Source organism: Stenotrophomonas maltophilia group sp. vghtpe118, assembly GCF_052605195.1.
In genome coordinates, this window is sequence record NZ_CP199672.1 from 2,517,882 (window position 1) to 2,541,770 (window position 23,889).

A 23,889-nucleotide genomic window follows, 5' to 3' on the forward strand; every position below is an offset into this window, starting at 1 on the left:
CGTGCAGAGAGAACGTGCGGCCAGCACCGAGTCGACCGCCAACCGCTATCGGCGGGAGTGCGCGGAACTTTAGGGTCTTTGCATCCGTGCACCCATTGCGGCGATGCAGCCGAGCACCGCGCGCTGAAGGATGGGCATCCTTCAGCTGCCGTCATGCGATGTCAATCGCTCCCGTCGTCACGGCACCCGTGCGCACACCCATGCCCGCACGTCCCTGGCACCCGCCAGCCGCAACGTCTCGGCGATTTCCATCACGGTGCTGCCGGTGGTCATCACATCGTCCACGACGGTCAGCCGTGTCGGTGGCGACAAGCGCGTGCCGAATGCGTCAAAGAGATTGTCCCGGCGCTGCTCTGCGCTGCGCTCGGACTGCGGCGCGGTGTGGCGTCGTCGGTACACCCCCTGCCAGACCGGCATCGGCAGCAACCGGCACAGCTCGCCGGCCTGGTTGTAGCCGCGCTGGCGCAGGCGCCGCCCATGCAGCGGCACCGGCACCAGCGGCGCGCACGACCAGGGCGGTGGTGCGCGCTGCATCAGCTGGGCAAGCAAGCGCCCGGCCGCCAAGTCCTGGTGGAACTTGTAACGCACCAGCAGCTGATCGACGGGTGGAAGGTACAGCAGGCTGGCATGTGTGGCGGCCTGCGGCGGCGCCTCCTCGCGGCAGCTGCCGCAGACGATCAGGGCGGCGTCCGGCAACGGCAGCGCGCAACGCAGGCAGGCGCGGCCGGCCCAGGGTAGTTCGGCGAGGCAGGCGCGGCACAGGTCGAGATCATCATGGCCCGGATCGCCGCATACCAGGCAGCGCAGTGGCAGCAGCACGCGAAGCGCCGCCTGCAGGAGGCGAGTGGACTTGAACAGGACCGGCATGCACTACAGCGTGATCGCACCCCGGCCCTGGGGCCATCAGACGCTCGCCCTTCAACCCGTAGGCATCCTTACCCGTTTACGGATCACTTCACCTCGTGGGCGCCGGCGCGGCATCCACCCGCGTGCGGTACACCATGTACGGCGCCTGCCGCCGATCAACGCCGCCATTGAATCCGGCCTGCCGGTGCAGCTGGTTGGCGGTGAAGTACAGATAGCCGCCCGGCCCCATCGACAACGTATCCGGCCACAGGATGCGCGGGTCGTGCACCACGGTCGTCCAGCGTCCGTCCGCATCACGGGCATGGATGGCGTTGTGCTCGTAGTCGCTGGCATACAGCCGGCCGTTGGCGTCCATTTCCATGCCATCGGAGGCGCCCTTGTCGCCGAGGTCGACCACGGCTGCCGCCAGTGCCGCTTCACTCACCTTGGGGTCGCGCAGCAAGGCAGTGGGTACGCTGTACAGATGACGGCTGGACAACGGGGTGTAGAACAGCGTGCTGCCATCAGGCGACAACGCAATGCCATCGGCGGCTACGGTGAACGGCTGCGTCGAACCATCCGCATTGCGCAGCCGCATCTGCTGTCCTTCCACGATCGGCACGAAGGCGGCATCGGCCGAGGTGGATACGTGGCCGACCAGTCGCTTGGACGCGGCGCCAGTGGCGAGGTCGATCACGATGATGCCGCCGATACCGCTCAGCGACGAGTCGGTCACGTAGGCCACGCCCTCGCGGCCAACACGGAAATCGAAGCGCACATCGTTGACATAGGTGCGCGCGTCGATGACGTTGGCCGGGAACACCAGCGTCTTGGCCACGGTGTTGGTGGCAAGGTCGATCGCCACCAGTTTGGCACCGCCGGCCTGTGGCGCAGAGAACCCGGGCGCGGCGGTATCCAGCACCCACAACCGGCCCTGGCCATCGGCCACCACGCTCTGCACGCTGATGAAATGGGCCGCCGGATCGGGACCATCCTTGCGGTTGATGCGCGCATCCGGATAGGGCACGGCGCGGCCGTCGCGCCATTCGGCCACGCTGTAGGCCACCTCATCGCCCCAGCGCGGGAAGTTGACGAAGATCCGCCCGGTCTCGGACACCGCCACGCTGGTGGGCATGGCACCTTCGAAACGCGCCACCGGTTCGAGGGTGCCGATGCTGCGCTCGCTGGGCAGCAGGGGCGCGCCGGACATCGCCAGCGCGGGGGAACTGGTCAGAGCCAGGAGGGCAGCCGCCAGGCTGCGGATACGGCAGTTGATCATGGTGCTCTCGATGCGGGTCCGGGTGCAGCCCCGGTGTCGATGCATCTTCTGCGTCGCGCGTGGCATCGGGTAGACGGTGCAGCGCGGAATCAGCTTCACTGCAAAAGTGAAGATTGCGGCCTAATTGATCCTGTCGATCAAGGTAATCAGCGATGCCTATCAGCTGATTCTGCTTGCGGCGCCATCAACAACTCCGCCAGCCCGCGATAGATTGGTACCCTGCACACCAGCCCGGACACACCACGCGCGATAAGCACCGTGGCCAGGATCGGCAACAGCAGATCACCACTGTCGGTCAGCTCCAGCGAGATCACCGCCGAGGTCAGTGGCGCCTGGGTCACACCGGTCAGGTAGGCGCACATGCCCAGCAGCACGAACGCGCGCGGGTCCACGCCCGGCATCAGTACGGCCAGGTTGTGGCCAAGGCCGGCACCGACCGCCAGCGCCGGCGAGAACAGGCCGCCGGGAATACCGGCTACGTACGATGCGAGGTTCGCCAGCAGCTTCATCAGACCGAACTCGTGGCCCACCATCGCCTGCCCCTGCACCAGGCCGCGCGCCTGTTCGTAGCCGGTGCCGAATGCGCCTTCTCCGAACGCCAGGGCCAGCAGCACCACCACCAGCCCGCAGCCTGCGGCCAGCAACACGGGATGCCGCTGCCGTAGTTGCCCGAGCCAACGGGGGCGGCCCGCCGCACTGGCCAGCACCGCGCGCGCGAACAATCCGCCCAGCAACCCGGCCACTACGCCGCACAGCAGGATCGCCAGCCAGCCCTGGCCGAGCGGCAGGCGCGCGCTCACATGGCCGAAATAGGTGTAGTTGCCCAGCAGGCCCAGCGACACCACGCCACCGACGATCACTGCGGTCAACAGGGTGCCGGAGAAGCGATGTTCGAAACGGCCACTGAGCTCCTCGATGGCGAACACGATGCCCGCCAGCGGCGTGTTGAATGCCGCGGCGATGCCCGCTGCACCACCCGCCAGCAGGAAGTGCGAGAGTTCGCGTGGATCCTTGAAGCCGAACCAGCGGCCGAACAGATACATCAGGCTCGCGCCCACATGCACCGTGGGACCTTCGCGCCCAACCGACGCGCCGCCGAGCAGCGACAGCGAGGTCAGCAACAGCTTGCCGGCCGAAACCGCTGGGGAAAGGTTGGTTTTCCGGAACGGCTCATCGGGCTTGTCCAACGCAGCGATGACCTGCGGAATGCCGCTGCCCCGCGTGGGCTTCAGCACGCCACTGGTCAGCCAGGCCAGCAACGCGAAGATGCCGGGCGTGAGCAGCAGGGCCCACCACGGCGAGCGCGCGGTGATGCGCTGGAACAGATGGAAGGCCGCGTCGCTGGCCTTGGCGAACAGGATGGCCACCAGCGCTACGGCCACAGCCCCGCCCCAGAGCGCGGCACGGCGGCGCCAGGCCTCACTGAGAACCAGCGCGGTGATGCGGCCGCGGAGGCGATGGAGATCGGTCATGCGGGCAGTTTGGACGCTGCGGAGGAAGGCGGACAGCGGCTACTGTGGCTGAAGGCCTTGCAGGATGCGGTGAAATGCCCCGACGTACATCGCTGGACGCGCAGGCGCTCCCGCCACCGGCGCTTTTGCACCCCGCACTTCCAGTACGCCGCGCGCGACCCGTTCGCGCACACGCTGGGCGTAGAAGACATCGGCAATGCCGGGGTGGCGCTGCGGGTCCAGCGACATCGCCATCCCCTCGATGCAGGCGATGTTTCGGAACTGTCCATCGCAGTGGGAACGCAGTTGCGCATCGATCCGGGCGATTGCCTTCGTCGGTCAGCGCGGCGGTGCTTTGCCGCTACTGGTCGGTGAGAGGGACATCGCTGTCAGGGCCTTCGTCCGTATCACGCAGGCAACCGTTTATCGCCAACAAGCGAACCAAGACATAGTGACCGAATGCTTCAAGCTCCTCCTTCGGCAGCATCGCCGGATCGAGCTCCCCCGCCGGGTAGTCCTTGAAGGTCACGAAGGTGTGATTCTTCCACTGCCCCGGCGCATCGGCCTGACGCAGATCATCCAGCACCACGCGCAGGCCGCCGTCAGGTAGTTCGGCCAGGCTGCACAGCACCGCGTCGCGGCGGATCGAATAGGACTGGTAGCTGTTCATGGCATGTGTTCGCGCGTCCGTATGCAGCAATGAACTTACACCGTAACGCCCGTTCATGGCGGCCGTTCAATGTAAACCTTTACCTATACAATTAAGTTGACATCGCTCACCAGCCCACCCACACTGCCGCCCTCGCTCCACTCGTACCCAAGGTCCGCCATGGCTGCTGCCATCCGCCACGACTGGCAACACGACGAACTGCAGGCGCTGTTCGATCTGCCGTTCCCCGAGCTGCTGTTCCGCGCCGCTGCGGTCCACCGTGAGCACTTCGACCCGGCCCAGGTACAGGTCTCCACGCTGCTGTCGGTAAAGACCGGCGGCTGCCCTGAAGACTGCGCGTACTGCCCGCAGGCACAGCGCTACACCACCGGGGTGGACGCGCAGAAGCTGATGGACACCGACGCGGTGCTGGCCAAGGCGCGCCAGGCCAAGGCCGCCGGTGCGTCGCGCTTCTGCATGGGCGCGGCGTGGCGTTCGCCGAAGGACCGCGACATTCCGAAGGTGGCGGCGATGATCGCCGGGGTGAAGGCGCTGGGCCTGGAAACCTGCGCCACGCTGGGCATGCTCAGCGGCGAGCAGGCACGTGCGCTGAAGGACGCCGGCCTGGACTACTACAACCACAACCTCGACACCGCGCCGGACTACTACGATTCGATCATCCACACGCGCCAGTACCAGGACCGCCTGGACACGCTGGAGCACGTGCGCGAGGCCGGCCTGAAGACCTGCTGCGGCGGCATTGTCGGCATGGGCGAGACGCGCGCGCAGCGCGTCGGCCTGCTGCTGGCGCTGGCCACGCTGCCGGCGCATCCCGATTCGGTGCCGATCAACAGGCTGGTGCAGGTGGCGGGTACCCCGCTGCATGGCAGTGCCGAGCTGGACCCGTTCGAGTTCGTGCGCATGATCGCGGTGGCACGCATCGCCATGCCGCGTTCGATGGTGCGGCTGTCGGCCGGGCGCGAAGCCATGAGTGACGAACTGCAGGCGCTGTGCTTCGTGGCCGGTGCCAACTCGATCTTCTACGGCGACAAGCTGCTGACCACCGGTAACCCGGAGAGCGAGCGCGACCTGGCCCTGTTCGCGCGGTTGGGCCTGCAACCGATGGCGATGCAGGTGGACGCCGAGGGCCACGACCACGGTGGCACCGTGCACGCCGATATCAGCGCCGAAGCGCCCGGCTGTGGCTGTGCTCACGCGGCCTGAGACAGGCCGCAAGCAGGCGTCGCGGCAACGCGCTACCCTAGCCGCCCCGTCGCCGCATTCAGCCGCCATGGCCCGCCCCGACCTGACCGCCCGCCTCCACGCCCAGCGCGCCCTGCGCGATGCCCAGGGCCGTCGCCGCACGCGGCGCACGGTCAACCGCCGTGATGGCGTGCGCCTGGAAGTGGACGGCCAGTGGCTGACCGGCTTCTGCAGCAATGATTATCTGGGCCTGGCCCAGCAGTTCAGCGTGGTCAACGCGCTGCAGGATGCCGCCGCACGCGAAGGCACCGGCGCGGGTGCATCGCACCTGGTCTGCGGCCACCACGCCCTGCATGACGCGCTGGAGCGCGAAGTGGCGGAGTGGCTGGGCTACCCGCGCGCGCTGCTGTTTAGTAGTGGCTTCGCCGCCAACCTGGCCGTGCAGCAGGCACTGCTGAGCGAAGAGAACGACGTCTGCGTGCAGGACAAGCTCAACCACGCCAGCCTGCTCGATGCGACGCGCCTGGCCGGTGCGCGCCTGCGCCGTTATCCGCACCTTGATGCCGAAGGCGCGATGCGCCAGCTCAAGCACGCGCCCGACGGCGCGGCGATGCTGGCCACCGATGGTGTCTTCAGCATGGATGGCGACATCGCACCGCTGCGTGCATTGTCGCTTGTGGCACGCCTGCAGCAGGCGCTGTTCTATGTGGACGATGCGCACGGCGTAGGCGTGGTCGGTGACGGCCGTGGTGCCGTGGCCGCCGCCGGGCTGGGCGTGGACGATGTGCCGCTGCAGCTGGTCACGCTGGGCAAGGCACTGGGCGGTTCCGGCGCGCTGGTGCTGGGCCGCGACGATCTGGTCGAGCACCTGGCCGAAACCGCACGCCCCTACATCTACACCACGGCGATGCCGCCACCGCTGGCCGCCGCTGCACTGGAAGCGGTGCGCCTGGCACGCCGTGACAACTGGCGCCGCTCGAAACTGACCGACCTGATCGCGCTGTTCCGCAGCGAGGCACGCCGCCATGGCCTGGACCTGATGGCTTCGGAAACGCCGATCCAGCCGCTGCTGTGTGGTGACGATCACCGCGCTGTGGCGATGTCCAAGGCACTGGAACAGGCCGGTTGGCTGGTCGGCGCGATCCGTCCGCCCACGGTGCCCGAAGGCAAGGCGCGCCTGCGTGTCACCCTGTCCGCCCTGCACACGCCGGAACAGGTGCGTGGCCTGGTGGACGCGGTCGCCAGCGCGCGCGATCGCGTGGATCTGGCGGTGCGTGACGCCGCGCCACCGCCGTTGCCTGTCTTTGCCTGAGCCAGCTGTCGTTTTCCCATGCATATCGACGTCACCGGCCAGGGGCCGGACCTGGTACTGATTCATGGCTGGGCCCTGCAGGGCGGTGTGTTCGCACCGTTGGTGCAGCGCCTGGCCGAGCGGTTCACCCTGCATCTGGTTGATCTGCCGGGCCATGGCCACAGCCGCGAAGACACCACACCGTTGCGCCTGCCATTTGTGGTCAACGCCATTGCCGCGGCCACGCCGCCGGCGGTGTGGTGCGGCTGGTCACTGGGCGGGCTGTTCGCACTGCACGCCGCCGCGACGCTGCCGAAGGTGCGCGGGCTGGCGATGATCGCGGCCACGCCGCGCTTCGTGCGCGGCCACGACTGGCCGCATGCGGTGGAGCCGGCGGTCTTCGAGCAGTTCGGGCGCGAGCTGGCGACCGATTTCGGTGGCACCCTGGAACGCTTCCTGGCGCTGGATGTGATGGGCTCGGCGCACGCCCGCGAGGAGCTGCGCACGCTGCGCCAACGCCTGGTTGAGCGCGGCGCGCCCACCGAACGGGCCCTGCTGGAAGGCCTGCGCCTGCTGGAAAGCACCGACCTGCGCGGCGCATTGCCAACACTGGGCAAACCCAGCCTGTGGATCGCCGGCCAGCGCGACCGGCTGGTGTCTCCGGCGGCGATGCAGGCCGCTGCGGCATTGGCCCCGGGTGCGCAGGCGCTGACCATCGCCCATGGCGGCCACGCGCCCTTCCTCGGCCATGCCGACGAGGTGGCCAGCGCCCTGCAACACTTCGTTGCCGGCCTGTCACCGGCCGATGGCGGACAATGAGCGCCTTCCTCCATTCCACGGGATTGACGCATGGATCTGGGTATCAACGGCCGCTGGGCACTGGTCTGCGGCGCAAGCAAGGGCTTGGGCCTGGGCTGCGCGCGTGCGCTGGTGCGCGAGGGCGTCAACGTGGTGATCGTGGCCCGTGGCGAGGAGGCACTGCAGGTTGCCGCCGCAGAGCTGAGCGCCCTGCCCGGTGCCGCTGAGGTGCGCGCGGTCGCCGCCGACGTCACCACCGACGCCGGTCGTGCCGCGGCGCTGGCCGCGTGCCCGCAGGTGGACATCCTGGTCACCAATGCCGGTGGCCCGCCGCCAGGCGACTTCCGCACTTTCGAGCGCGACGACTGGATCGCCGCGCTCGACGCCAACATGCTAGCGCCGATCGCGCTGATCCGCGCCACCGTGGACGCGATGATTGCGCGTGGCTTCGGCCGCATCGTCAACATCACCTCGTCGGCGGTGAAAGCGCCGATCGACATCCTGGCGCTGTCCAACGGTGCACGCAGCGGCCTGACCGGGTTCGTCGCCGGCCTGTCGCGCCGCACCGTGGCGCACAACGTCACGATCAACAACCTGCTGCCCGGCCAGTTCGACACCGACCGCCTGCGCGCCAACTTCGCCCACACTGCGGGCAAGGACGGCGATGCCGGCGCAGTGGCCGAACGCCGCCGCCAGCAGATTCCCGCCGGCCGCTTCGGCACGGCGGACGAATTCGGCGCCGCCTGCGCCTTCCTGTGCAGTGCACACGCCGGTTACCTCACCGGGCAGAACCTGCTGATCGACGGCGGCGCCTACCCCGGTACGTTCTAAGAGACTTTCGCAATGCCGTCCCACTTCGATGCCCGCCATGTCCGCCGCGCGTTCGCCCGCGCCGCCACCAGCTACGACGCCGCCGCCGCCCTGCAGCGCGAGGTGCAGGCGCGGCTGGTGGAATCGCTGGACTACCTGGAAGCACGCAAGCCCGAGGTGGTGCTGGACATTGGCGCCGGAACCGGCCACGCCAGTGCGCTGATGAAGAAGCGCTGGCCGAAGGCGCAGGTGATCGCGCTGGACGTGGCACTGCCGATGCTGGACCAGGCCAAGCGCCAGGCCGGTTGGTGGAAGCCGTTCCAGCGCCTGTGCGGCGACGCCGCCGCGCTGCCGCTGGCCGACAACAGCGTGGACGTGATCTTCAGCAACCTGTGCCTGCAGTGGGTGGACGATCTGCCGGCGGTGTTCGCTGGCTTCCGTCGCGTGCTCAAGCCCGGTGGCCTGCTGCTGTGTTCCACCTTCGGCCCGGAAACCCTGATCGAACTCAACGAGGCCTTCGCCGCCGCCGATGACCGCCCGCACGTGAGCCGCTTCGCGCAGATCGCCCAGTTCGGCGATGCGTTGATGATGGCGGGCTTCCGCGACCCGGTGCTGGACCGCGATCTGTTCACCCTGACCTACGACGACCTGCCCTCGTTGATGCGCGAGCTGCGCGCGATGGGCGCGACCAATGCGCGGGTGGATCGCCGCCACACGCTGACCGGGCGTGGCCGTTTCGCTGCGGCGGCAGCAGCGTATGAACCGATGCGCCGCGCCGACGGCAAGCTGCCCAGCAGCTGGGAAGTGATCTATGCCCATGCCTGGGCACCGGACCCGGGCGCACCGATCCGCGAAGGCGGGCATGACGTGGCCTCAGTGCCGGTTTCGGCGATTCCGATCCGGCGCAAGCAGACCTGATCGCCTGGTAGTGCCGGCCGCTGGCCGGCAACCTCACGTTTCCATGCTGGGCATCTGCCGGCCAGCGGCCGGCACTACCGAATGGTAGCCGCCCAAATCAGGCTCCCGCCTCAGGTATTGGCCGGCGAACTCAGCGGCGGCCGCACCAGGTCGCGGTGGAAGAAGTAGATTTCCTGCACCAGGAAGCGCCAGCTGGTGTGGAAGCTGCGGAAGCGCGTGCTGGGCGTGGACGAGGCCAGTGCATCGATGCCCAGCGCCTTGCTCAGGCGCAGCGCGCGCGCCATGTGCAGCGGGTCGCTGACGATGATCACGCGGTGCAGGTTGCGCTGGTCCATCAGCCGCTTGGCTTCCACCAGGTTCTGCACGGTGTTGCGCGAGGCAGTCTCGATCAGGATCGCATCGTCCGGCACGCCGTGCTTGAGCGCATAGCGCCGCGCCACCTGTGACTCGGAAAAGCGCGCGCCGGTACCACCATAGCCTCCGGTGAAGATCAGCAGTGGCGCGAACCGGGCCTCATAGAGATCCAGCCCATGACGGATGCGTTCTTCGAATACCGGCGACGGCTTGGCGTCATAGGCCGCCGCACCGAGCACGATGATGGCGTCGGCCTTGGCCGCCTGGTCACGCTCGCCGACCCAGACGATCCAGGCAGTCACGCCCAGCAGCCAGATCACCAGCAGGACAAACAACCGCCACAGCCAGCCCAGCAGGCCAGTGCGATGCCGGTGCCGGTCGCGGCTCACGGCGCGCCCCAGCGCAGTGCGGGAAGGTCGACGTTGCCGCCGGACAGCACCAGGCCCACGCGCAGGCCGGCAAAACGCTGCGGCTGCGCCAGCACCGCGGCGAGCACGGTCGCCGATGACGGCTCGACCACCTGCTTGAGGACCTCCCACAGCAAGCGCATCGCCGCCACCGTCGCCGCGTCATCGACCACGATCACCTCGGCGTTGGCCGCGCGCAGCAGCTCGAAGTTGGGCGCGCCGATCAGGGTGCGCAGACCGTCGCAGATCGTGTCCGGGGTGAACGGCCCCTGGCGCTCGCCAGCGGCCAACGAGCGCGCGGTGTCGTCCGCGCCGGCCGGCTCGGCCAGCACCAGCCGGGTCTGCGGGCTGGCGAGCTGCAGGGCCCGGGCGGTACCGCTGGCCAGGCCACCGCCGCCCACCGGTACCACCAGCACGTCGAACGGGCCGTCGCTATGCAGCAGCTCCAGTGCTGCGGTGCCCTGCCCGGCCATCACCGCCGGGTCCGCATAAGGATGGACCAGGGTCGCGCCGGTATCAGCCTGTACTTTGGCGCAACTGGCCTCGCGGTCAGCGACGGTCGGCGGGCAGCGCCAGAGCGTGGCGCCATGGCGGGCGATGTTGGCCAGCTTGGCCGCCACTGCACCTTCGGGCACCACCACGTGGCAGGGAATGCCACGGGTGCGCGCGGCCAGGGCCAGGGCGGCGCCGTGGTTGCCGGAGGAATGGGTGACCACGCCGGCGCCGGCGCGATCGGCATCCAGCGACCACACCGCATTGCAGGCGCCGCGGAACTTGAATGCGCCACCGCGCTGCAGATGCTCGGCCTTGAACGCCAGCTGCGCGCCGGCCAGCGCATCCAGCGTGCGCGAGCGCAGCACCGGGGTCACGCTGGCGTGCGGCGCGATCCGCGCAGCGGCAGCCAGGACATCATCGGCACGGGGCAACAGTGAATCGCTCATGACGCAAGATTAACGTATGGCTCCCTGCTGGCGACCCCGGCACAGGTCATGCCAGCATGGCAGCCTTCACCTCCATTCATCCTGGACAGTGAAGTTAAGGGCCGATTCAACGCCTGCGCATGAAGCTCACTGTACAACCCGTCCTCTGGGGGGACCCACCATGAAAACGCGCCTGATGCTTGCCGGTGGCCTGATGCTGGCCCTGACCGGCTGCACCACCTACGACTATGTCGGCGGTGGCCGCAGCGGCAGCTACTACCACGGTGCGCCGTCGGTGGAGTACCGCTACCCCGCCGGCTATCCCTACAACTACGGCTACCCGTACTACGGCGGCTATGGCGGCTACTACGGCGGCTATGGCAATCCGTACTACTCGCGCCCGATCTACCGCCCGCCGCACAACCACCGCCCGCCACCGCGCCCACCCGGCAACGGCGGCGAGAACCGCCCGCCGCCGCCGTCGCGGCCGTCGTACAACGGCGGTTCGCCGTGGCGGAACATGGACTCGATGCGCCGCCCGCCGCAATCGAACAGCCAGCCCTCTGCGCCCCCGCCGCCGGCCCGTCCGGCTCCGGCGCCGAGTGCGCCAAGAATGAACGGTTCCCCCTGGCGCAACATGGATCGTGGGACGCAGCGCACAGTTGAGCGCTGAACCGTATTGCATTTCACACGGTCCAAGCCGCACTCTACGGGGCCAGTGACGGCCCGCGTCACAAAGTGACAAAAACGACACGGGCCGCCGCAAAAAGCTCTACGTCGATATCCGACAGGAACATCTGGATCCCCCCTGTTCCGGCCCTGTCGGATGTCGGCACCTCTGAAGGCAGACGGCCCCGCAGTGCGGGGCCGTTTGTTTTTGGGGCACGTTGTTCTGGTGCCGCCGCCACGGCATCCACGCATGCGTGGATCTACCCAAGGCCCGTCATCAGTAGATCCACGCCATGCGTGGATGGAGCTCTCCCGATAGCCTCCAGAAAAAAACAGGGCCGCGCAGTCCCCCGACTGCCGGCCCCCTGCTCCCCCACCGTGCGCCTGTACCGGCCCCTGTTCCAATTCCGGTCACGGGCGCCTGCGGCGCCAGCCACGGTGGGTGCTATTGGGTTATCTGCAAAAATCCTGCCAACTTTAGGGCTGATTTCGACGGGAGCCGGCTGGCGCCGACGTCCCAGCCCCGAATGGCGCTAAAATCGCCACCCCGGTGCCGCCCCGGCCGCGCCCGCCCCCAGCTGAACAGCCCCATGAACCCGTCCTTCCATCGTTACGACGTCATCGTCATCGGCGGTGGCCACGCCGGCACCGAAGCCGCGCTGGCCGCGGCCCGTACCGGCGTGCGCACCCTGCTGCTGACCCACAACATCGAAACAGTGGGCGCGATGAGCTGCAACCCGGCCATCGGCGGCATCGGCAAGGGCCATCTGGTCAAGGAAATCGACGCCCTGGGCGGTGCGATGGCGCATGCCGCCGACCGCGCCGGCATCCAGTGGCGCACGCTCAACGCCTCCAAGGGCCCAGCCGTGCGCGCCACCCGCTGCCAGGCCGACCGCAACCTGTATCGCATGGCGATCCGCGCCATCGTCGAAGGCCAGGCCAACCTGACCGTGTTCCAGGCCGCCGTCGATGACCTGGTCATTGAAGGCGACGCCGTGCGCGGGGTCATTACCCAGACCGGCCTGCGCTTCGACGCCGGGGCCGTGGTGCTGACCGCCGGCACCTTCCTGGCCGGCAAGATCCACGTCGGCCCGACCCAGTATGCCGCCGGCCGCATGGGCGACCCGCCGGCCACCACGCTGGCCGCGCGCCTGCGCGAGCGTCCTTTCCAGGTGGACCGCCTGAAGACCGGCACGCCGCCGCGCATCGATGGCCGCTCGCTGGACTACAGCGTGATGGACGAGCAGCCGGGCGATTCGCCGCGGCCGGTGATGTCCTTCCTCGGCTCGGTGGACGAGCATCCGCAGCAGGTCAGCTGCTGGATCACCCACACCACCGAGCAGACCCACCAGATCATCCGCGACGCGCTGCACCGCTCGCCGCTGTACAGCGGCCAGATCGAAGGCATCGGCCCGCGCTACTGCCCGTCCATCGAGGACAAGGTGGTGCGCTTCGCCGAAAAGGCCAGCCACCAGATCTTCGTCGAACCCGAAGGCCTGGGCATCGTCGAGATCTACCCCAACGGCATTTCCACCTCGCTGCCGTTCGACGTGCAGCTGGAGATGGTGCGCAGCATCCGTGGCTTCGAGAACGCGCACATCACCCGCCCGGGCTACGCCATCGAGTACGACTTCTTCGATCCGCGCGGGCTGAAGGCGTCGCTGGAGACCAAGCTGGTCAACGGCCTGTTCTTCGCTGGCCAGATCAACGGCACCACCGGCTATGAGGAGGCCGCCGCGCAGGGCCTGCTGGCCGGCCTCAACGCCGCACGCCAGGTGCGTGGGCTGGACGGTTGGTGCCCGCGCCGCGACGAGGCCTACCTGGGCGTGCTGGTGGATGACCTGATCACCCACGGCACCAACGAGCCGTACCGCATGTTCACCAGCCGCGCCGAGTACCGGCTGCAGCTGCGCGAGGACAATGCGGACCAGCGCCTGACCCCGACCGGCCGCGAGATGGGCCTGGTGGATGATCGTCGCTGGGGTGCGTTCGAGACCAAGCAGGCCGCTGTTGCTGCCGAGCGCGCACGCCTGGGCGCGCTGTGGGCAACCCCGGCCAATGCGCTGGGCCGCGAAGTGCAGGACACGCTGGGCGTGGCGGTCAGCCGCGAGACCAACGTGCTGGACCTGATCAAGCGCCCCGAGCTGGATTACGCGCAGCTGATGCAGGTGCCATCGCTGGGGCCGGCCGTGGCCGACGCCAAGGTGGCCGAGCAGGTGGAGATCGGCGTGAAGTACGCCGGCTACCTGGACCGCCAGCGCGAGGAGATCGAGCGCCAGCAGCGGCATGAGGCCACGCCGATCGCCGAGGCGTTCGACTATGCGACCGTGCGCGGGCTGTCGGCCGAAGCACTGCAGAAGCTGGAGCGGGTGCGCCCGCAGACCATCGGCCAGGCGCAGCGTATTCCGGGCATGACCCCGGCAGCGATCTCACTGCTGCTGGTGCACCTGGAGCGCGCGCGCCGCGGCCGCGTGGCGTAACGCGGGACCGTCCGCTTCTGGTGGGTGCCGGCCTCGGCCGGCACGAATCATCCGATAGCGATACTCCGTGCATGTGTGCCGACCAAGGTCGGCACCCACCGGAGCGGAACACGCACCCACCTTGGCGAACGCGCTACCGTGCGTCGGCACCGCCGCCCAGCACCTTGAACAACGTCAACCGGTTGCCCGCTTCCTGCTGCTGCAGCGCGATCAGGTCCTGCTGTGCGGCAAACAGGCTGCGCTGCGCATCCAATGCCTGCAGATAGCCGTCCAGCCCGGTGCGGTAACGCGCATCGGCCAGCGTGTAGCTGCGCTGGCTGGCGGCCACCAGCGCGCGCTGTGCGTCCATCTGCGTGGCCAGGTGATCGCGCGTGGCCAGCGCATCGGCTACTTCACTGAAGGCCTGCTGGATCGCTTTCTCGTACTGCGCAATGCCGATGTCCTTGCCGATCTTCGAGGCATCCAGCGAGGCCTTCAGCGCACCGGCGTGGAAGATCGGCGCGGTGATGCTGGGCGCGAACGACCAGCCACGGGTGCCGGCCGAGAACAGCGTCGACAACGCGGTGGAGCTGTGGCCGTAGTTGGCGGTCAAGGTCAACGTCGGGAAGAATGCGGCGCGCGCGGCACCGATATCGGCATTGGCCGCCTGTAGTGCGTGTTCGGCGGACAACACGTCCGGGCGCTGCAGCAGCACGCTGGACGGCAGGTTGGCCGGCAGCGGCGCCAGTGCCACGCTGCCATCCAGCGCCTGCGCGGTTGGCAGCAGGGCCGCATCCAGCGGCGCCCCCACCAGCAACTGCAATGCATCGCGATCCTGCGCCTGCTGCGTGTGCAGCTTGGCCAGCGCACCGCGCGCGGCTTCGACGCTGGTCTGTACCTGCGAGACATCCAGCCCCGAGGCCAGCCCCTGTGCATGACGGGCCTCGGTGCGCTGCAGGGTCTGCTGCTGGCTGTCCAGGGTCTGCCGGGTGAACGCCAGTGACTGCTCGTCCGCTGCCAGCGCCAGCCACGCCGCGGCCACTTCGGCCACCAGGCTGGTGCGCGCGGCGCGCTGGTTCTCGGCGCTGGCCAGCCAGTTCTGCAGGGTCTCGTTCTTCAGGCTGCGGATGCGTCCAAACAGATCCAGTTCCCAACTGCTGATACCCACCTGCACGGCATCGGATTCAGTCACCTGGGTGGCACCGGTCTCGCTGTTGGCATCGCTTACCCGCGAGCGGGTGACACTGCCGCTGGCATCCACCGACGGCAGCAGCGCCGCGCGCTGGATGCGGTACTGCGCCCGCTCCTTCTCCACCTGCAGCACGGCCACGCGCAGGTCGCGGTTGTTCTGCAGCGCCAGCGCGATCACCTGCTGCAGGCGTGGCTCAAGGAAGACTTCGCGCCAGGCTGGCACCGCCAGTGCTGGCTCGGCCTCGCCCGTGGCGGCATTGCCGAATTGTGCCGGCACCGGTGCCTCGGGCCGCTGGTAATGCGGCGCCATGCTCACGCAACCACCCAGCACCGTGGTGATCATTGCGGCCGCCAGGGCGCGCAGCAGCATCGGCTTCATGGGCTTGCCTCCGGGGCAGCGGCGTGGGCCGGCGCGCGGCCCGGGAACAGGCGGCGCACGAGCAGGTAGAACAACGGCACGAAGAACATGCCCAGCACCATCGAGGCGACCGTGCCGCCGGCCACGCCGGTACCCAGCGAGCGGCGCGCGGCCGAGCCGGCGCCGGTGGCGAACACCAGCGGCAGCACGCCCATCAGGAACGCCAGCGAGGTCATCACGATCGGCCGCAGGCGCAGATAGACGGCCTGCAGGATCGCCTCGCGGGTGCTCCTGCCCTGCTGTTCAAGGATGCGCGCGAACTCGACGATCAGGATGCCGTTCTTGGCCGCCAGGCCAATCGTGGTCAGCAGGCCGACCTGGAAGTACACGTCGTTGTTGAGGCCACGCAGATTCATCATGAGCACCGCACCAAACACGCCCACCGGCACCGCCAGCATCACCGCGAACGGCACCGCCCAGCTTTCATACAACGCGGCCAGGCAAAGGAACACGAACAGCAGCGAGATGGCGTACAGCATTGGCGCCTGATTGCCCGACAGCTGTTCCTGGTAGGCCATGTCCGACCAGGCATGGCTGAAGCCTTCCGGCAGTTTGTCGGCCAGGCGCGCGATCTCGGCCATCGCCTCGCCGGAACTGACGCCGGGCGCGGGCTGGCCGGTGATCTCCATCGCCGAGATGCCGTTGTAGCGTTGCAGCGCGGCCGGCGCGCTGGACCAGTGCGCGCTGACCAGCGACGACAGCGGCACCATCTGCCCTGCCTGGTTGCGCACGCTCCAGCGCTCGATGTCCTGCGGCTGCATGCGCGCTTCGGCCGTGCCCTGGATGAACACCTTCTTGATGCGGCCCTTGTAGATGAAGTTGTTGACGAAGTCGCCACCCAAGGCCGCATTCAAGGTGTCATTGATGTCCTGCGGATTCACGCCCATCGCCTGCGCCTTGGCGTCGTCCACCTTCACTGCATACACCGGCGCGTCTTCCAGGCTGGCGTAGCGCACGTTGACCAGCTTCGGATCCCTGGCGGCCTCCTTCAACAGCGTGTTGCGCGCGGCCACGGCGGCGGCATGGCCGGCGCCGCCTTCGTCCTGCAGTTCCAGGGTGAAGCCGCCCGCGTCACCCAGGCCAAGGATGGCCGGTGGCGAGGTGATGAACACCTGCGCATCGGGCACGCTGGCCATGGCCGCGGTCAACCGCGCGGCAATGTTGTCGGCGTCATCCTTGCGGTCATCCCAGTCCTTCAGGCGGATGAAGGCCTGGCCGACGTTCTGGCCGCTGCCGGTGACACTGAAACCAGCGGTGGCCTGGATCGACAGCACGCCGTCGTCCTTCACCGCGGCGGCACTCAGGCGATCCATCACCGCGCGGGTCTGCTCCAGGGTGGCACCGGCCGGCAGCTTCACCAGCGCGTTGAGCATGCCCTGGTCCTCGTCGGGCAGGAACGCGCCGGGGAGGTGCCACAGCAGCAGGCCGGTAGCCACGCTCAGCGCCAGGTAGAACAGTACGCCCAGCGTGCGCCGGCCAAGGAAGCCATCCACCCGGCGACGCAGGCCGTTGGAGGTGCGCTCGAAACGGTGGTTGAACCAGATGAAGCACTTGCCCAGCAGGCTCGGCTCACCGCCGTGGTCGCCATGCGGATGGCCGCCCTTGGGAATCTGGTGCAGGATGCTGCCGCACAGGGCCGGGGTGATGGTCATCGCCACCAGCACCGACAGGATCATCGCGGCGGCAATCGTCACCGAGAACTGGCGATAGATCACGCCGGTGACACCGCTGAAGAACGCCATCGGCAGGAACACCGCGGTCAGCACCAGCACGATGCCCACCAGCGCGCCGGTGATCTGGCCCATCGCCTTCAACGTGGCCGGCTTCGGCGCCAGCCCTTCGAAGGTCATCACCCGCTCCACGTTCTCCACCACCACGATGGCATCGTCCACCAGCAGGCCGATGGCCAATACCAGCGCGAACATGGTCAGCGTGTTGATCGAATAACCGAACGCGGCCAGCACGCCGAAGGTGCCCAGCAGCACCACCGGCACTGCGATGGTCGGGATCAGGGTGGCGCGCCAGTTCTGCAGGAACAGGTACATCACCAGCACCACCAGGATGACCGCCTCGATCAGGGTGATCACCACTTCCTTCAGCGAGATCGTCACGAACGGCGTGGTGGTGAACGCCACGTGGTAGGTGTAGCCGTGCGGCCAGTGCTTCTGCAACTGCTGCAGGCGGGTCTCGATGGCCTTGGACACGGCGATGGCATTGGCACCCGCATTGAGCTCGATGCCCAGCGACGCCGACGGCTTGCCGTTGAAGGTGCTGATGCTGTCGTAGCTCTCCGGGCCCAGGCCGATCGTCGCCACGTCACCCAGGTGCACCACGCTGCCGCTGGCATCGGCTTTCAGCACCACCCGCGCGAACTGTTCGGGCGTGTGCAGGCGGCTGCGCGCGGTGACCGTGGCGTCCAGCTGCTGGCCCTTCAGCGCCGGCTGGCCACCCAGCTCACCGGCCGAAACGTCGGTGTTCTGCGCCTGCAGTGCGGTCTCGATGTCCGATGGCATCAGTGCGTACTGGCGCATCTTCTCCGGGTCCAGCCAGATGCGCATGGCGTATTCCTGGCCGATCGGCTGGATGTTGCCGACACCACTGACGCGGCTGATCTGGTCGTCGATGCGCGCTTCCATGAAGTTGGCGACATCGAAGTTGTCCATGCTGCCGTCCTCGCTGGTGAACGACAGCACCTCGAAGATCGAACCACTGGACTTGGTGATGGTCAGGCCGTTCTGCTGCACCGCCTGCGGCAGCGTCGCCATCGCCGCCTGCAGTTGGTTCTGCACCTGCACCTGCGCGGTGTCCGGATTGGTGCCGGTGGCAAACACCAGGTTGACCTGCGCCGAACCATCGGAGGCGCTGGTGGAGGTCATGTACATCAGGTGGTCCAGGCTCTGCTGGGACTGCTCGATGACCTGGGTCACCGCGTTTTCCACGGTCTGCGACGAGGCACCGGTGTAGGTGGCGCGGATGGTGATGGTGGGTGGGGCGATCTGCGGGTAGCGGTCCACCGGCAGAATCAGGATCGCGAGCAGGCCGAGCAGGCTGACCGCGATGGCGATCACCCAGGCGAAGATCGGCCGGTCGATGAAGAAACGAACCATGCGCGGCAGGCCTCAGTGCGACGTTTCGTCGGTGTTGCCGGTCGGGTCGATCGCCGGCATTGCGGCCAGCTGCGCGGTGGTGGCCGCCACCGCCTGCACCTGCTGGCCAAGCGCTACCGCGCTGCCGTTGCTGACGATCACCCGTTCGCCAGCCTTCAGCCCCTGCGTGATCTGCCACTGGTTGCCCACTACCTGGCCGGTGCTGACCCGGCGCTCGACCACGCGATCCTTTGCGTCGAGCAGGCGCAGCAGCGGCTCGCCACGTTCATTGCGCAGCACCGCCTTCTGCGGCACCAGCAGGGCACGCGCATCGGTGGCCATCGGCAGCACCGCCTTCAGGTACATGCCCGGCAGCAGCAGGCCCTCCGGGTTCGGAATGACCGCGCGCAGCACCACGTTGCCGGTGCCCGGGTCGACTGCGCTGCCGACGAACTCCAGGGTGCCTTCATGCGCATAGGTGCTGCCGTCCTCCAGCAGCACCTTCACCTGTGCCTTGCCGTCGATGGCTTTCACCAGGCCGGCATCGAGCTGCTTGCGCAGCGCCAGCATCTGCGTGCTGGACTGGGTGACATCCAGATAGACCGGGTCCAACCGCTGGATGGTCGCCAGCGCCGCGTCCTGGCCGGCGGCGACCAGCGCGCCAGCGGTCACGCTGGAGGTGCCGATGCGGCCGTCGATGGGGGCGGTCACCCGGGTGTAGTCGAGGTTGATGCGGGCCGCCTGCAGCGCAGCGCGCGCGGCGATCACATTGGCCTGGGCCTGCTTCAGCGCCGAGGTGGCGTCGTCGGCGTCCTGCTTGCTCGCCGCATCCATGCCCAGCAGCGTGCGGGTGCGCTCGGCCTTCGGCTGCGCCGACAACACAGTGGCCTCGGCCTGCGCCAGCTGGCCACGCGCGGTATCGAAGGCGGCCTGGTACGGCGCCGGATCGATCTGGTAAAGCAGCTGGCCGGCCTTGACCTGCTGGCCTTCGGTGAACAACCGCTGGCGGATCAACCCACCGACCTGCGGGCGCACCTCGGACACCTCGAACGGTACGGCGCGACCGGGCAGGGTCTGCTGCAGGGCCAGCGGCTGTGCGCTGGCAGTGATGACGCCCACTTCAGGGGTGGCCGGGGCCTCGGCCCTGCCCGCCGAGCAGGCCGCCAGGGCCAGCAGCAGGGGCAGCAACAGCGGACGGGGAGAACGGGACAGCGGGTGCAGGAGTGACATGGGGGGCGTGGGGGCCTTGCGTTGACCCGTGCACGCTGCCGTGGAACTGTGCAGAGAATATGGAGATTGTGCGACCGGCTCAGCGGGCGCTTGCTTTCGGCGCCGCATGCGCCGCTAATGGCCACGCGATGGCGAAGATTCGACTCAAATTCGGCCTGACCGCGAAGACCTTCCTCGCGATCTTCACCGCCTGCCTGCTGGTGCTGGCAGTGAACGGCATTGCCAGCCGAGTGGCGTTCCAGACCGGCTTCCTGGACTACCTCAATGACCAGGGCGATCTGCGCATGCAGCGCGTGATGCCGCACCTGCAGCGCGAGTACAGCGCACACGGCGGCTGGGAGCATCTGCGCGGCGACAGTGACCGCTGGGCGCGGCTGCTGCGCCCGGATCTGGCCCATGGGCACGAGGGGCCCGTGCCACCGCTGTCCGACCAGACCGGCGTTCCCTCCCGCCTGGGCCTGTTCGATGCACAGCATCGGTTCGTGGCCGGCAACCCGGACGCCACCAGCGACGACGAGCCGCACGCCGTGCAGGTGGACGGGCACACGGTCGGCTGGCTGGGCATGGTGCCGTTCCAGACCGTCATCGCCACCAACGACCTGAACTTCTACAACACCCAGATGCGCGCGTGGTGGGTGATCGGCATCGCGCTGCTGCTGGTGACGGTACTGCTGGCCTGGCTGGTATCGCGCGCGCTGCGCCAGCGCCTGGCCAAACTGGCGGCGGCCACCCACCGGCTCGCCGCCGGTGACTACGCCACCCGCATCGAGCGCACCAGCGATGACGAGCTGGATGCACTGGTCAACGACTTCAACCGGATGGCGCAGGCGCTGGACGACACCGAGCGCAACCGCCGTGCCTTCATCGCCGACATCTCGCACGAACTGCGCACGCCGCTGGCGGTGGTTCGTGCCGAACTGGAAGCCATCGAGGACGGCATCCGCCCGCTGGACCGCGCCAACCTCGGTGCCCTGCAGGGCGAGATCCGCCAACTGGGCAAGTTGATCGACGACCTGCACGACCTGTCGATGACCCAGTCCGGCGGCCTGGCCTACCGCTTCGCGCCGCTGGACCTGGCGGCGCTGCTGCGCAGCGAGCTCAATGGCATGCGCGTGCGCTTCTCCACGGCGGGGCTGGCGCTGGAGGAGGACCTGCCCGCCACACCGCTGCAGGTATCCGGTGACGAACGGCGCCTGCAGCAGGTGCTGGCCAACCTGCTGGAGAACGCATTGCGCTACACCCACGCCGGGGGCCGCGTACGCGTGCAGGCAGCGCGCGTGCCTGCCGGTGTGCAGCTGATCGTGGAAGACACCGCGCCAGGCGTGCCGGCCGACAAGTGCGCGCTTCTGTTCGAGCGCTTCTACCGGGTGGAGAGCTCGCGCAACCGGGCCAGCGGCGGCAGCGGGCTGGGCCTGGCCATCAGCCACAACATCATCCTCGCCCACCACGGCCTCATCCACGCCGAGCCCTCGCCGCTGGGCGGGCTGCGCGTGGTCATTACCCTGCCGGAGCCTGCATGAGCCCGTCCCCCGCCGCGTCCGCGAAGATCCTGATCGTCGAGGATGAGCCACGCCTGGCCTCGGTGCTGCGCGACTACCTGGCCGCCGCCGGGATGACCAGCGAATGGGTGGACGATGGCGGCCAGGTGATCGACGCATTCGCGCGCTACCAGCCCGACCTGGTGCTGCTGGACCTGATGCTGCCGCAGCGCGATGGCGTGGACCTGTGCCGCGAACTGCGCGCCAGCAGCGATGTGCCGGTGATCATGGTCACCGCACGGGTGGAAGAGATCGACCGCCTGCTGGGCCTGGAAGTCGGTGCCGACGACTACATCTGCAAGCCGTTCAGTCCTCGCGAAGTGGTCGCACGGGTGATGGCGGTGCTGCGTCGCTACCGCCCGGACCCCGCTGCGCGGGCCAACAGCGGGCTGCATATCGACGAACCGGCAGCCCGCGCCACCTGGAACGGCAAGGGCCTGGACCTGACCCCGGTCGAATACCGCCTGCTGCGCACGCTGCTGGCCACGCCGGGCCGGATCTGGGCGCGCGACGAGCTGCTCGACCGCCTCTATCTGGACCATCGCGTGGTGGTCGACCGCACCGTCGACAGCCACGTGCGCAACCTGCGCCGCAAGCTGGCCGACGCCGGCATGGAAGGCGAACCGATCCGTTCGGTGTATGGCATGGGCTACAGCTACGAACCCTAGCCGGTAGTGCCGGCCGCTGGCCGGCAGCCTCGTGGCACGCCTGGATTTCCGTGGTTGCCATCCAGCGGCCGGCACTACCCGTGCGCACCTGCGTTACAGTCGAGCACGCTCGACATTACGAACACGACTGCATGGACGACATTCATCCGATCGCGCCGGACAAGCGCGCCGCCATCCTTTCCACCCTGGCCGACATCGAACAGCGCTACGACGTACGCGTGCTGCTGGCCTGCGAGTCGGGTAGCCGTGGCTGGGGCTTTTCCTCCCCGGACAGCGACTACGACGCACGCTTCATCTACGCGCATCGCCAGCCGTGGTATCTCAGCGTCAACGAGAGCACCGGTCCCGGCGAAGCGCAGCGCAATGTGATCGAACTGCCGATCGACGATGAGCTCGACGTCAGCGGCTGGGACCTGCGCAAGGCACTGCGGCTGGTCTCAAAATCCAATCCGACACTGATCGAATGGCTGCGTTCGCCGATCGTGTACCGGCAGGACGACGCCGCCGTGGCGCAGCTGTGGGAGGCCGCAAAGTCCTTCTATTCGCCGCTGGGAACGTGGTGGCACTACTTCAGCATGGCACGCTCGAACCATCGCGGGTACCTGCGTGGCGAGATGGTACGCACCAAGAAGTACCTGTACGTGCTGCGCCCACTGCTGGCCTGCCAGTGGATCGAGCACGAGCAGACACCTCCGCCGATGGCCTTCGAGGATCTGCTGGATCGACTGCTGCCACATGGCCCGGTGCGTGAAGCCATCGATGCCCTGCTGGTAGTGAAACGCGCCAGTGCCGAGGTCAATGCCGGACCACGCATCGCGGCGATCAGCGATTTCATCGATCGTGAGCTGGCCACCCGGACTGCGCAGGCGCCACAGCTGCCCGTTGGACACGGTGATGCGGCGTGGCTGGATGAGCTGTTCCGGCAGGTGCTGGCCAAGCACGCGCCGGCATGAAGAGCCGCAGCTGCTTCCGGTCGTGCCGGCCGCTGGCCGGCAACCGCGCGGCACGCCTGGATTTCCGTGGTTGCCGGCCAGCGGCCGGCACTACCACACGGGTATCATCGTCGCGAACGCCCTGATTTCCGGAGACACCGATGAACCCGCTGCGCCCCTTCCGCGACAAGATGCCCGTCCTCGGCGAGCGCGTGTATATCGATCCTGCCTGCACCGTCATCGGTGACGTGGAGCTGGCCGAGGACGTATCGGTGTGGCCGGGCACGGTCATCCGCGGTGATGTCAATCACGTGCGCATCGGCGCGCGCACCAACGTGCAGGATGGCACCATCATCCACGTCAGCCACCACAGCCCCTACAACAAGGCCGGCTACCCGACCCTGATCGGCGAAGGCGTGACCGTCGGCCACGGCTGCATCATCCATGCCTGCACGATCGGCGACTACAGCCTGATCGGCATGGGCGCCTGCATCCTCGACGGTGCGCGCGTCGAGCGCCATGGCTTCGTCGGCGCCGGTGCGGTGGTCGGCCCGGGCAAGGTGGTCGGCGAAGGCGAGCTGTGGGTGGGCAATCCGGCCCGCCCGGCGCGCACGCTGAGCGACAAGGAGATCGAGTCGCTGCACTACTCGGCCGACCACTACGTGCGGCTGAAGGACGAATACCTGGGCTGAGCAGCCAACGCCGCCATGCGGCTCTGCTAAAGTCTGGGCCCGACCAGGACCTGTCGAGACCCCCCATGCCTGTGGCTGCC

Annotated in this window: 21 protein-coding genes; 11 read left to right on the plus strand and 10 right to left on the minus strand. The window is 68.2% G+C overall.

Going from position 1 to position 23,889, the window contains the following annotated elements; all coding sequences use genetic code 11:
* Window positions 1–177 precede the first annotated feature (177 nt).
* The 5 genes from ACUDTM_RS11525 to ACUDTM_RS11545 form a co-directional block, all read right to left on the minus strand.
* The gene (locus ACUDTM_RS11525) at window positions 178–867 is read right to left on the minus strand and encodes a ComF family protein (RefSeq protein WP_334271118.1); all 690 of its coding nucleotides are present in this window, start codon (window positions 865–867) and stop codon (window positions 178–180) included.
* 88 nt (window positions 868–955) lie between these two features.
* Window positions 956–2,125 (minus strand): L-dopachrome tautomerase-related protein, encoded by a 1,170-nt coding sequence (locus ACUDTM_RS11530; RefSeq protein WP_334271117.1) that lies wholly within the window; start codon window positions 2,123–2,125, stop codon window positions 956–958.
* Window positions 2,126–2,271: 146 nt separating this feature from the next.
* Complete coding sequence (locus ACUDTM_RS11535) at window positions 2,272–3,597, minus strand: chloride channel protein (RefSeq protein WP_353080470.1); 1,326 nt, start codon at window positions 3,595–3,597, stop codon at window positions 2,272–2,274.
* Between the two features lie 39 nt (window positions 3,598–3,636).
* Window positions 3,637–3,903, minus strand: a complete 267-nt coding sequence (locus ACUDTM_RS11540; protein ID WP_409349633.1) for a DUF3658 domain-containing protein — start codon at window positions 3,901–3,903, stop codon at window positions 3,637–3,639.
* A 34-nt stretch (window positions 3,904–3,937) separates the two neighbouring features.
* On the minus strand, window positions 3,938–4,246 hold the full coding sequence (locus ACUDTM_RS11545; RefSeq protein ID WP_072168001.1) for a hypothetical protein: 309 nt from the start codon (window positions 4,244–4,246) through the stop codon (window positions 3,938–3,940).
* Between the two features lie 159 nt (window positions 4,247–4,405).
* On the opposite strand from ACUDTM_RS11545, the gene bioB reads away from it, so the two are divergent.
* The 5 genes from bioB to bioC all read left to right on the plus strand — a co-directional run bounded on the left by bioB (window position 4,406) and on the right by bioC (window position 9,245).
* Window positions 4,406–5,449, plus strand: coding sequence for a biotin synthase BioB (bioB, locus tag ACUDTM_RS11550; RefSeq protein WP_072168002.1), 1,044 nt, complete (start codon window positions 4,406–4,408; stop codon window positions 5,447–5,449).
* Window positions 5,450–5,516: 67 nt separating this feature from the next.
* Window positions 5,517–6,740 (plus strand): 8-amino-7-oxononanoate synthase, encoded by a 1,224-nt coding sequence (gene bioF / locus ACUDTM_RS11555; protein ID WP_088497033.1) that lies wholly within the window; start codon window positions 5,517–5,519, stop codon window positions 6,738–6,740.
* An 18-nt stretch (window positions 6,741–6,758) separates the two neighbouring features.
* On the plus strand, window positions 6,759–7,538 hold the full coding sequence (gene bioH, locus ACUDTM_RS11560; RefSeq protein ID WP_088497032.1) for a pimeloyl-ACP methyl ester esterase BioH: 780 nt from the start codon (window positions 6,759–6,761) through the stop codon (window positions 7,536–7,538).
* A 30-nt stretch (window positions 7,539–7,568) separates the two neighbouring features.
* Window positions 7,569–8,348, plus strand: a complete 780-nt coding sequence (locus ACUDTM_RS11565) for an SDR family oxidoreductase (protein ID WP_072168005.1) — start codon at window positions 7,569–7,571, stop codon at window positions 8,346–8,348.
* A gap of 12 nt (window positions 8,349–8,360) precedes the next feature.
* Window positions 8,361–9,245 carry a malonyl-ACP O-methyltransferase BioC gene (bioC, locus tag ACUDTM_RS11570; protein ID WP_111201612.1) on the plus strand — a complete coding sequence of 295 codons (885 nt, stop codon included), beginning with the start codon at window positions 8,361–8,363 and terminating at the stop codon, window positions 9,243–9,245.
* Between the two features lie 110 nt (window positions 9,246–9,355).
* Here bioC and ACUDTM_RS11575 read toward each other — a convergent pair whose 3' ends face one another.
* Together ACUDTM_RS11575 and ACUDTM_RS11580 are read right to left on the minus strand one after the other, a co-directional pair.
* On the minus strand, window positions 9,356–10,000 hold the full coding sequence (locus ACUDTM_RS11575; RefSeq protein WP_072168071.1) for a YdcF family protein: 645 nt from the start codon (window positions 9,998–10,000) through the stop codon (window positions 9,356–9,358).
* On the minus strand, window positions 9,985–10,947 hold the full coding sequence (locus ACUDTM_RS11580; protein WP_088497029.1) for a pyridoxal-phosphate dependent enzyme: 963 nt from the start codon (window positions 10,945–10,947) through the stop codon (window positions 9,985–9,987). The genes ACUDTM_RS11575 and ACUDTM_RS11580 overlap by 16 nt, the downstream gene beginning before the upstream one ends.
* Before the next feature lie 160 nt (window positions 10,948–11,107).
* On the opposite strand from ACUDTM_RS11580, the gene ACUDTM_RS11585 reads away from it, so the two are divergent.
* Both ACUDTM_RS11585 and mnmG read left to right on the plus strand, forming a co-directional pair.
* Window positions 11,108–11,599, plus strand: a complete 492-nt coding sequence (locus ACUDTM_RS11585) for a hypothetical protein (RefSeq protein ID WP_072168008.1) — start codon at window positions 11,108–11,110, stop codon at window positions 11,597–11,599.
* Between the two features lie 586 nt (window positions 11,600–12,185).
* Window positions 12,186–14,075: a tRNA uridine-5-carboxymethylaminomethyl(34) synthesis enzyme MnmG gene (gene mnmG / locus ACUDTM_RS11590; RefSeq protein ID WP_049439460.1), complete on the plus strand. Its 1,890-nt coding sequence runs from the start codon at window positions 12,186–12,188 to the stop codon at window positions 14,073–14,075.
* Between the two features lie 133 nt (window positions 14,076–14,208).
* Here the strand turns inward: mnmG and smeC are convergent, their stop codons facing one another.
* Genes smeC through smeA form a run of 3 tightly spaced genes read right to left on the minus strand, consistent with a single transcriptional unit; the run spans window position 14,209 to window position 19,979 of the window.
* Entirely contained in the window at window positions 14,209–15,624 is a 1,416-nt protein-coding gene (smeC, locus tag ACUDTM_RS11595; protein ID WP_088497027.1) for a multidrug efflux transporter outer membrane subunit SmeC, read from the minus strand.
* A complete protein-coding gene (smeB, locus tag ACUDTM_RS11600) occupies window positions 15,621–18,770 on the minus strand; it encodes a multidrug efflux RND transporter permease subunit SmeB (RefSeq protein ID WP_088497026.1) in 3,150 nt (1,049 codons plus the stop codon). The genes smeC and smeB overlap by 4 nt, the downstream gene beginning before the upstream one ends.
* A gap of 12 nt (window positions 18,771–18,782) precedes the next feature.
* Window positions 18,783–19,979 carry a multidrug efflux RND transporter periplasmic adaptor subunit SmeA gene (gene smeA, locus ACUDTM_RS11605; protein WP_445391331.1) on the minus strand — a complete coding sequence of 399 codons (1,197 nt, stop codon included), beginning with the start codon at window positions 19,977–19,979 and terminating at the stop codon, window positions 18,783–18,785.
* Between the two features lie 128 nt (window positions 19,980–20,107).
* On the opposite strand from smeA, the gene baeS reads away from it, so the two are divergent.
* The 4 genes from baeS (at window position 20,108) to ACUDTM_RS11625 (ending at window position 23,809) form a co-directional block, all read left to right on the plus strand.
* A complete protein-coding gene (baeS, locus tag ACUDTM_RS11610) occupies window positions 20,108–21,499 on the plus strand; it encodes a sensor histidine kinase efflux regulator BaeS (protein ID WP_065196828.1) in 1,392 nt (463 codons plus the stop codon).
* Complete coding sequence (locus ACUDTM_RS11615) at window positions 21,496–22,185, plus strand: response regulator (RefSeq protein WP_072168014.1); 690 nt, start codon at window positions 21,496–21,498, stop codon at window positions 22,183–22,185. Before baeS ends, ACUDTM_RS11615 begins: the two co-directional genes overlap by 4 nt.
* A gap of 131 nt (window positions 22,186–22,316) precedes the next feature.
* Window positions 22,317–23,138, plus strand: coding sequence for a nucleotidyltransferase domain-containing protein (locus ACUDTM_RS11620; protein ID WP_445391332.1), 822 nt, complete (start codon window positions 22,317–22,319; stop codon window positions 23,136–23,138).
* 140 nt (window positions 23,139–23,278) lie between these two features.
* Window positions 23,279–23,809 (plus strand): gamma carbonic anhydrase family protein, encoded by a 531-nt coding sequence (locus ACUDTM_RS11625; RefSeq protein ID WP_061479018.1) that lies wholly within the window; start codon window positions 23,279–23,281, stop codon window positions 23,807–23,809.
* Window positions 23,810–23,889: the final 80 nt, after the last annotated feature.

Bases quoted from the DNA above. Each gene is read 5' to 3' on its own strand.
- ACUDTM_RS11525 (WP_334271118.1), bottom strand. From the start codon at position 867: ATGCCGGTCCTGTTCAAGTCCACTCGCCTCCTGCAGGCGGCGCTTCGC.
- ACUDTM_RS11530 (WP_334271117.1), bottom strand. From the start codon at position 2,125: ATGATCAACTGCCGTATCCGCAGCCTGGCGGCTGCCCTCCTGGCTCTG.
- ACUDTM_RS11535 (WP_353080470.1), bottom strand. From the start codon at position 3,597: ATGACCGATCTCCATCGCCTCCGCGGCCGCATCACCGCGCTGGTTCTC.
- ACUDTM_RS11545 (WP_072168001.1), bottom strand. From the start codon at position 4,246: ATGAACAGCTACCAGTCCTATTCGATCCGCCGCGACGCGGTGCTGTGC.
- bioB (WP_072168002.1), top strand. From the start codon at position 4,406: ATGGCTGCTGCCATCCGCCACGACTGGCAACACGACGAACTGCAGGCG.
- bioF (WP_088497033.1), top strand. From the start codon at position 5,517: ATGGCCCGCCCCGACCTGACCGCCCGCCTCCACGCCCAGCGCGCCCTG.
- bioH (WP_088497032.1), top strand. From the start codon at position 6,759: ATGCATATCGACGTCACCGGCCAGGGGCCGGACCTGGTACTGATTCAT.
- ACUDTM_RS11565 (WP_072168005.1), top strand. From the start codon at position 7,569: ATGGATCTGGGTATCAACGGCCGCTGGGCACTGGTCTGCGGCGCAAGC.
- bioC (WP_111201612.1), top strand. From the start codon at position 8,361: ATGCCGTCCCACTTCGATGCCCGCCATGTCCGCCGCGCGTTCGCCCGC.
- ACUDTM_RS11580 (WP_088497029.1), bottom strand. From the start codon at position 10,947: ATGAGCGATTCACTGTTGCCCCGTGCCGATGATGTCCTGGCTGCCGCT.
- ACUDTM_RS11585 (WP_072168008.1), top strand. From the start codon at position 11,108: ATGAAAACGCGCCTGATGCTTGCCGGTGGCCTGATGCTGGCCCTGACC.
- mnmG (WP_049439460.1), top strand. From the start codon at position 12,186: ATGAACCCGTCCTTCCATCGTTACGACGTCATCGTCATCGGCGGTGGC.
- smeC (WP_088497027.1), bottom strand. From the start codon at position 15,624: ATGAAGCCGATGCTGCTGCGCGCCCTGGCGGCCGCAATGATCACCACG.
- smeB (WP_088497026.1), bottom strand. From the start codon at position 18,770: ATGGTTCGTTTCTTCATCGACCGGCCGATCTTCGCCTGGGTGATCGCC.
- smeA (WP_445391331.1), bottom strand. From the start codon at position 19,979: ATGTCACTCCTGCACCCGCTGTCCCGTTCTCCCCGTCCGCTGTTGCTG.
- baeS (WP_065196828.1), top strand. From the start codon at position 20,108: ATGGCGAAGATTCGACTCAAATTCGGCCTGACCGCGAAGACCTTCCTC.
- ACUDTM_RS11615 (WP_072168014.1), top strand. From the start codon at position 21,496: ATGAGCCCGTCCCCCGCCGCGTCCGCGAAGATCCTGATCGTCGAGGAT.
- ACUDTM_RS11620 (WP_445391332.1), top strand. From the start codon at position 22,317: ATGGACGACATTCATCCGATCGCGCCGGACAAGCGCGCCGCCATCCTT.
- ACUDTM_RS11625 (WP_061479018.1), top strand. From the start codon at position 23,279: ATGAACCCGCTGCGCCCCTTCCGCGACAAGATGCCCGTCCTCGGCGAG.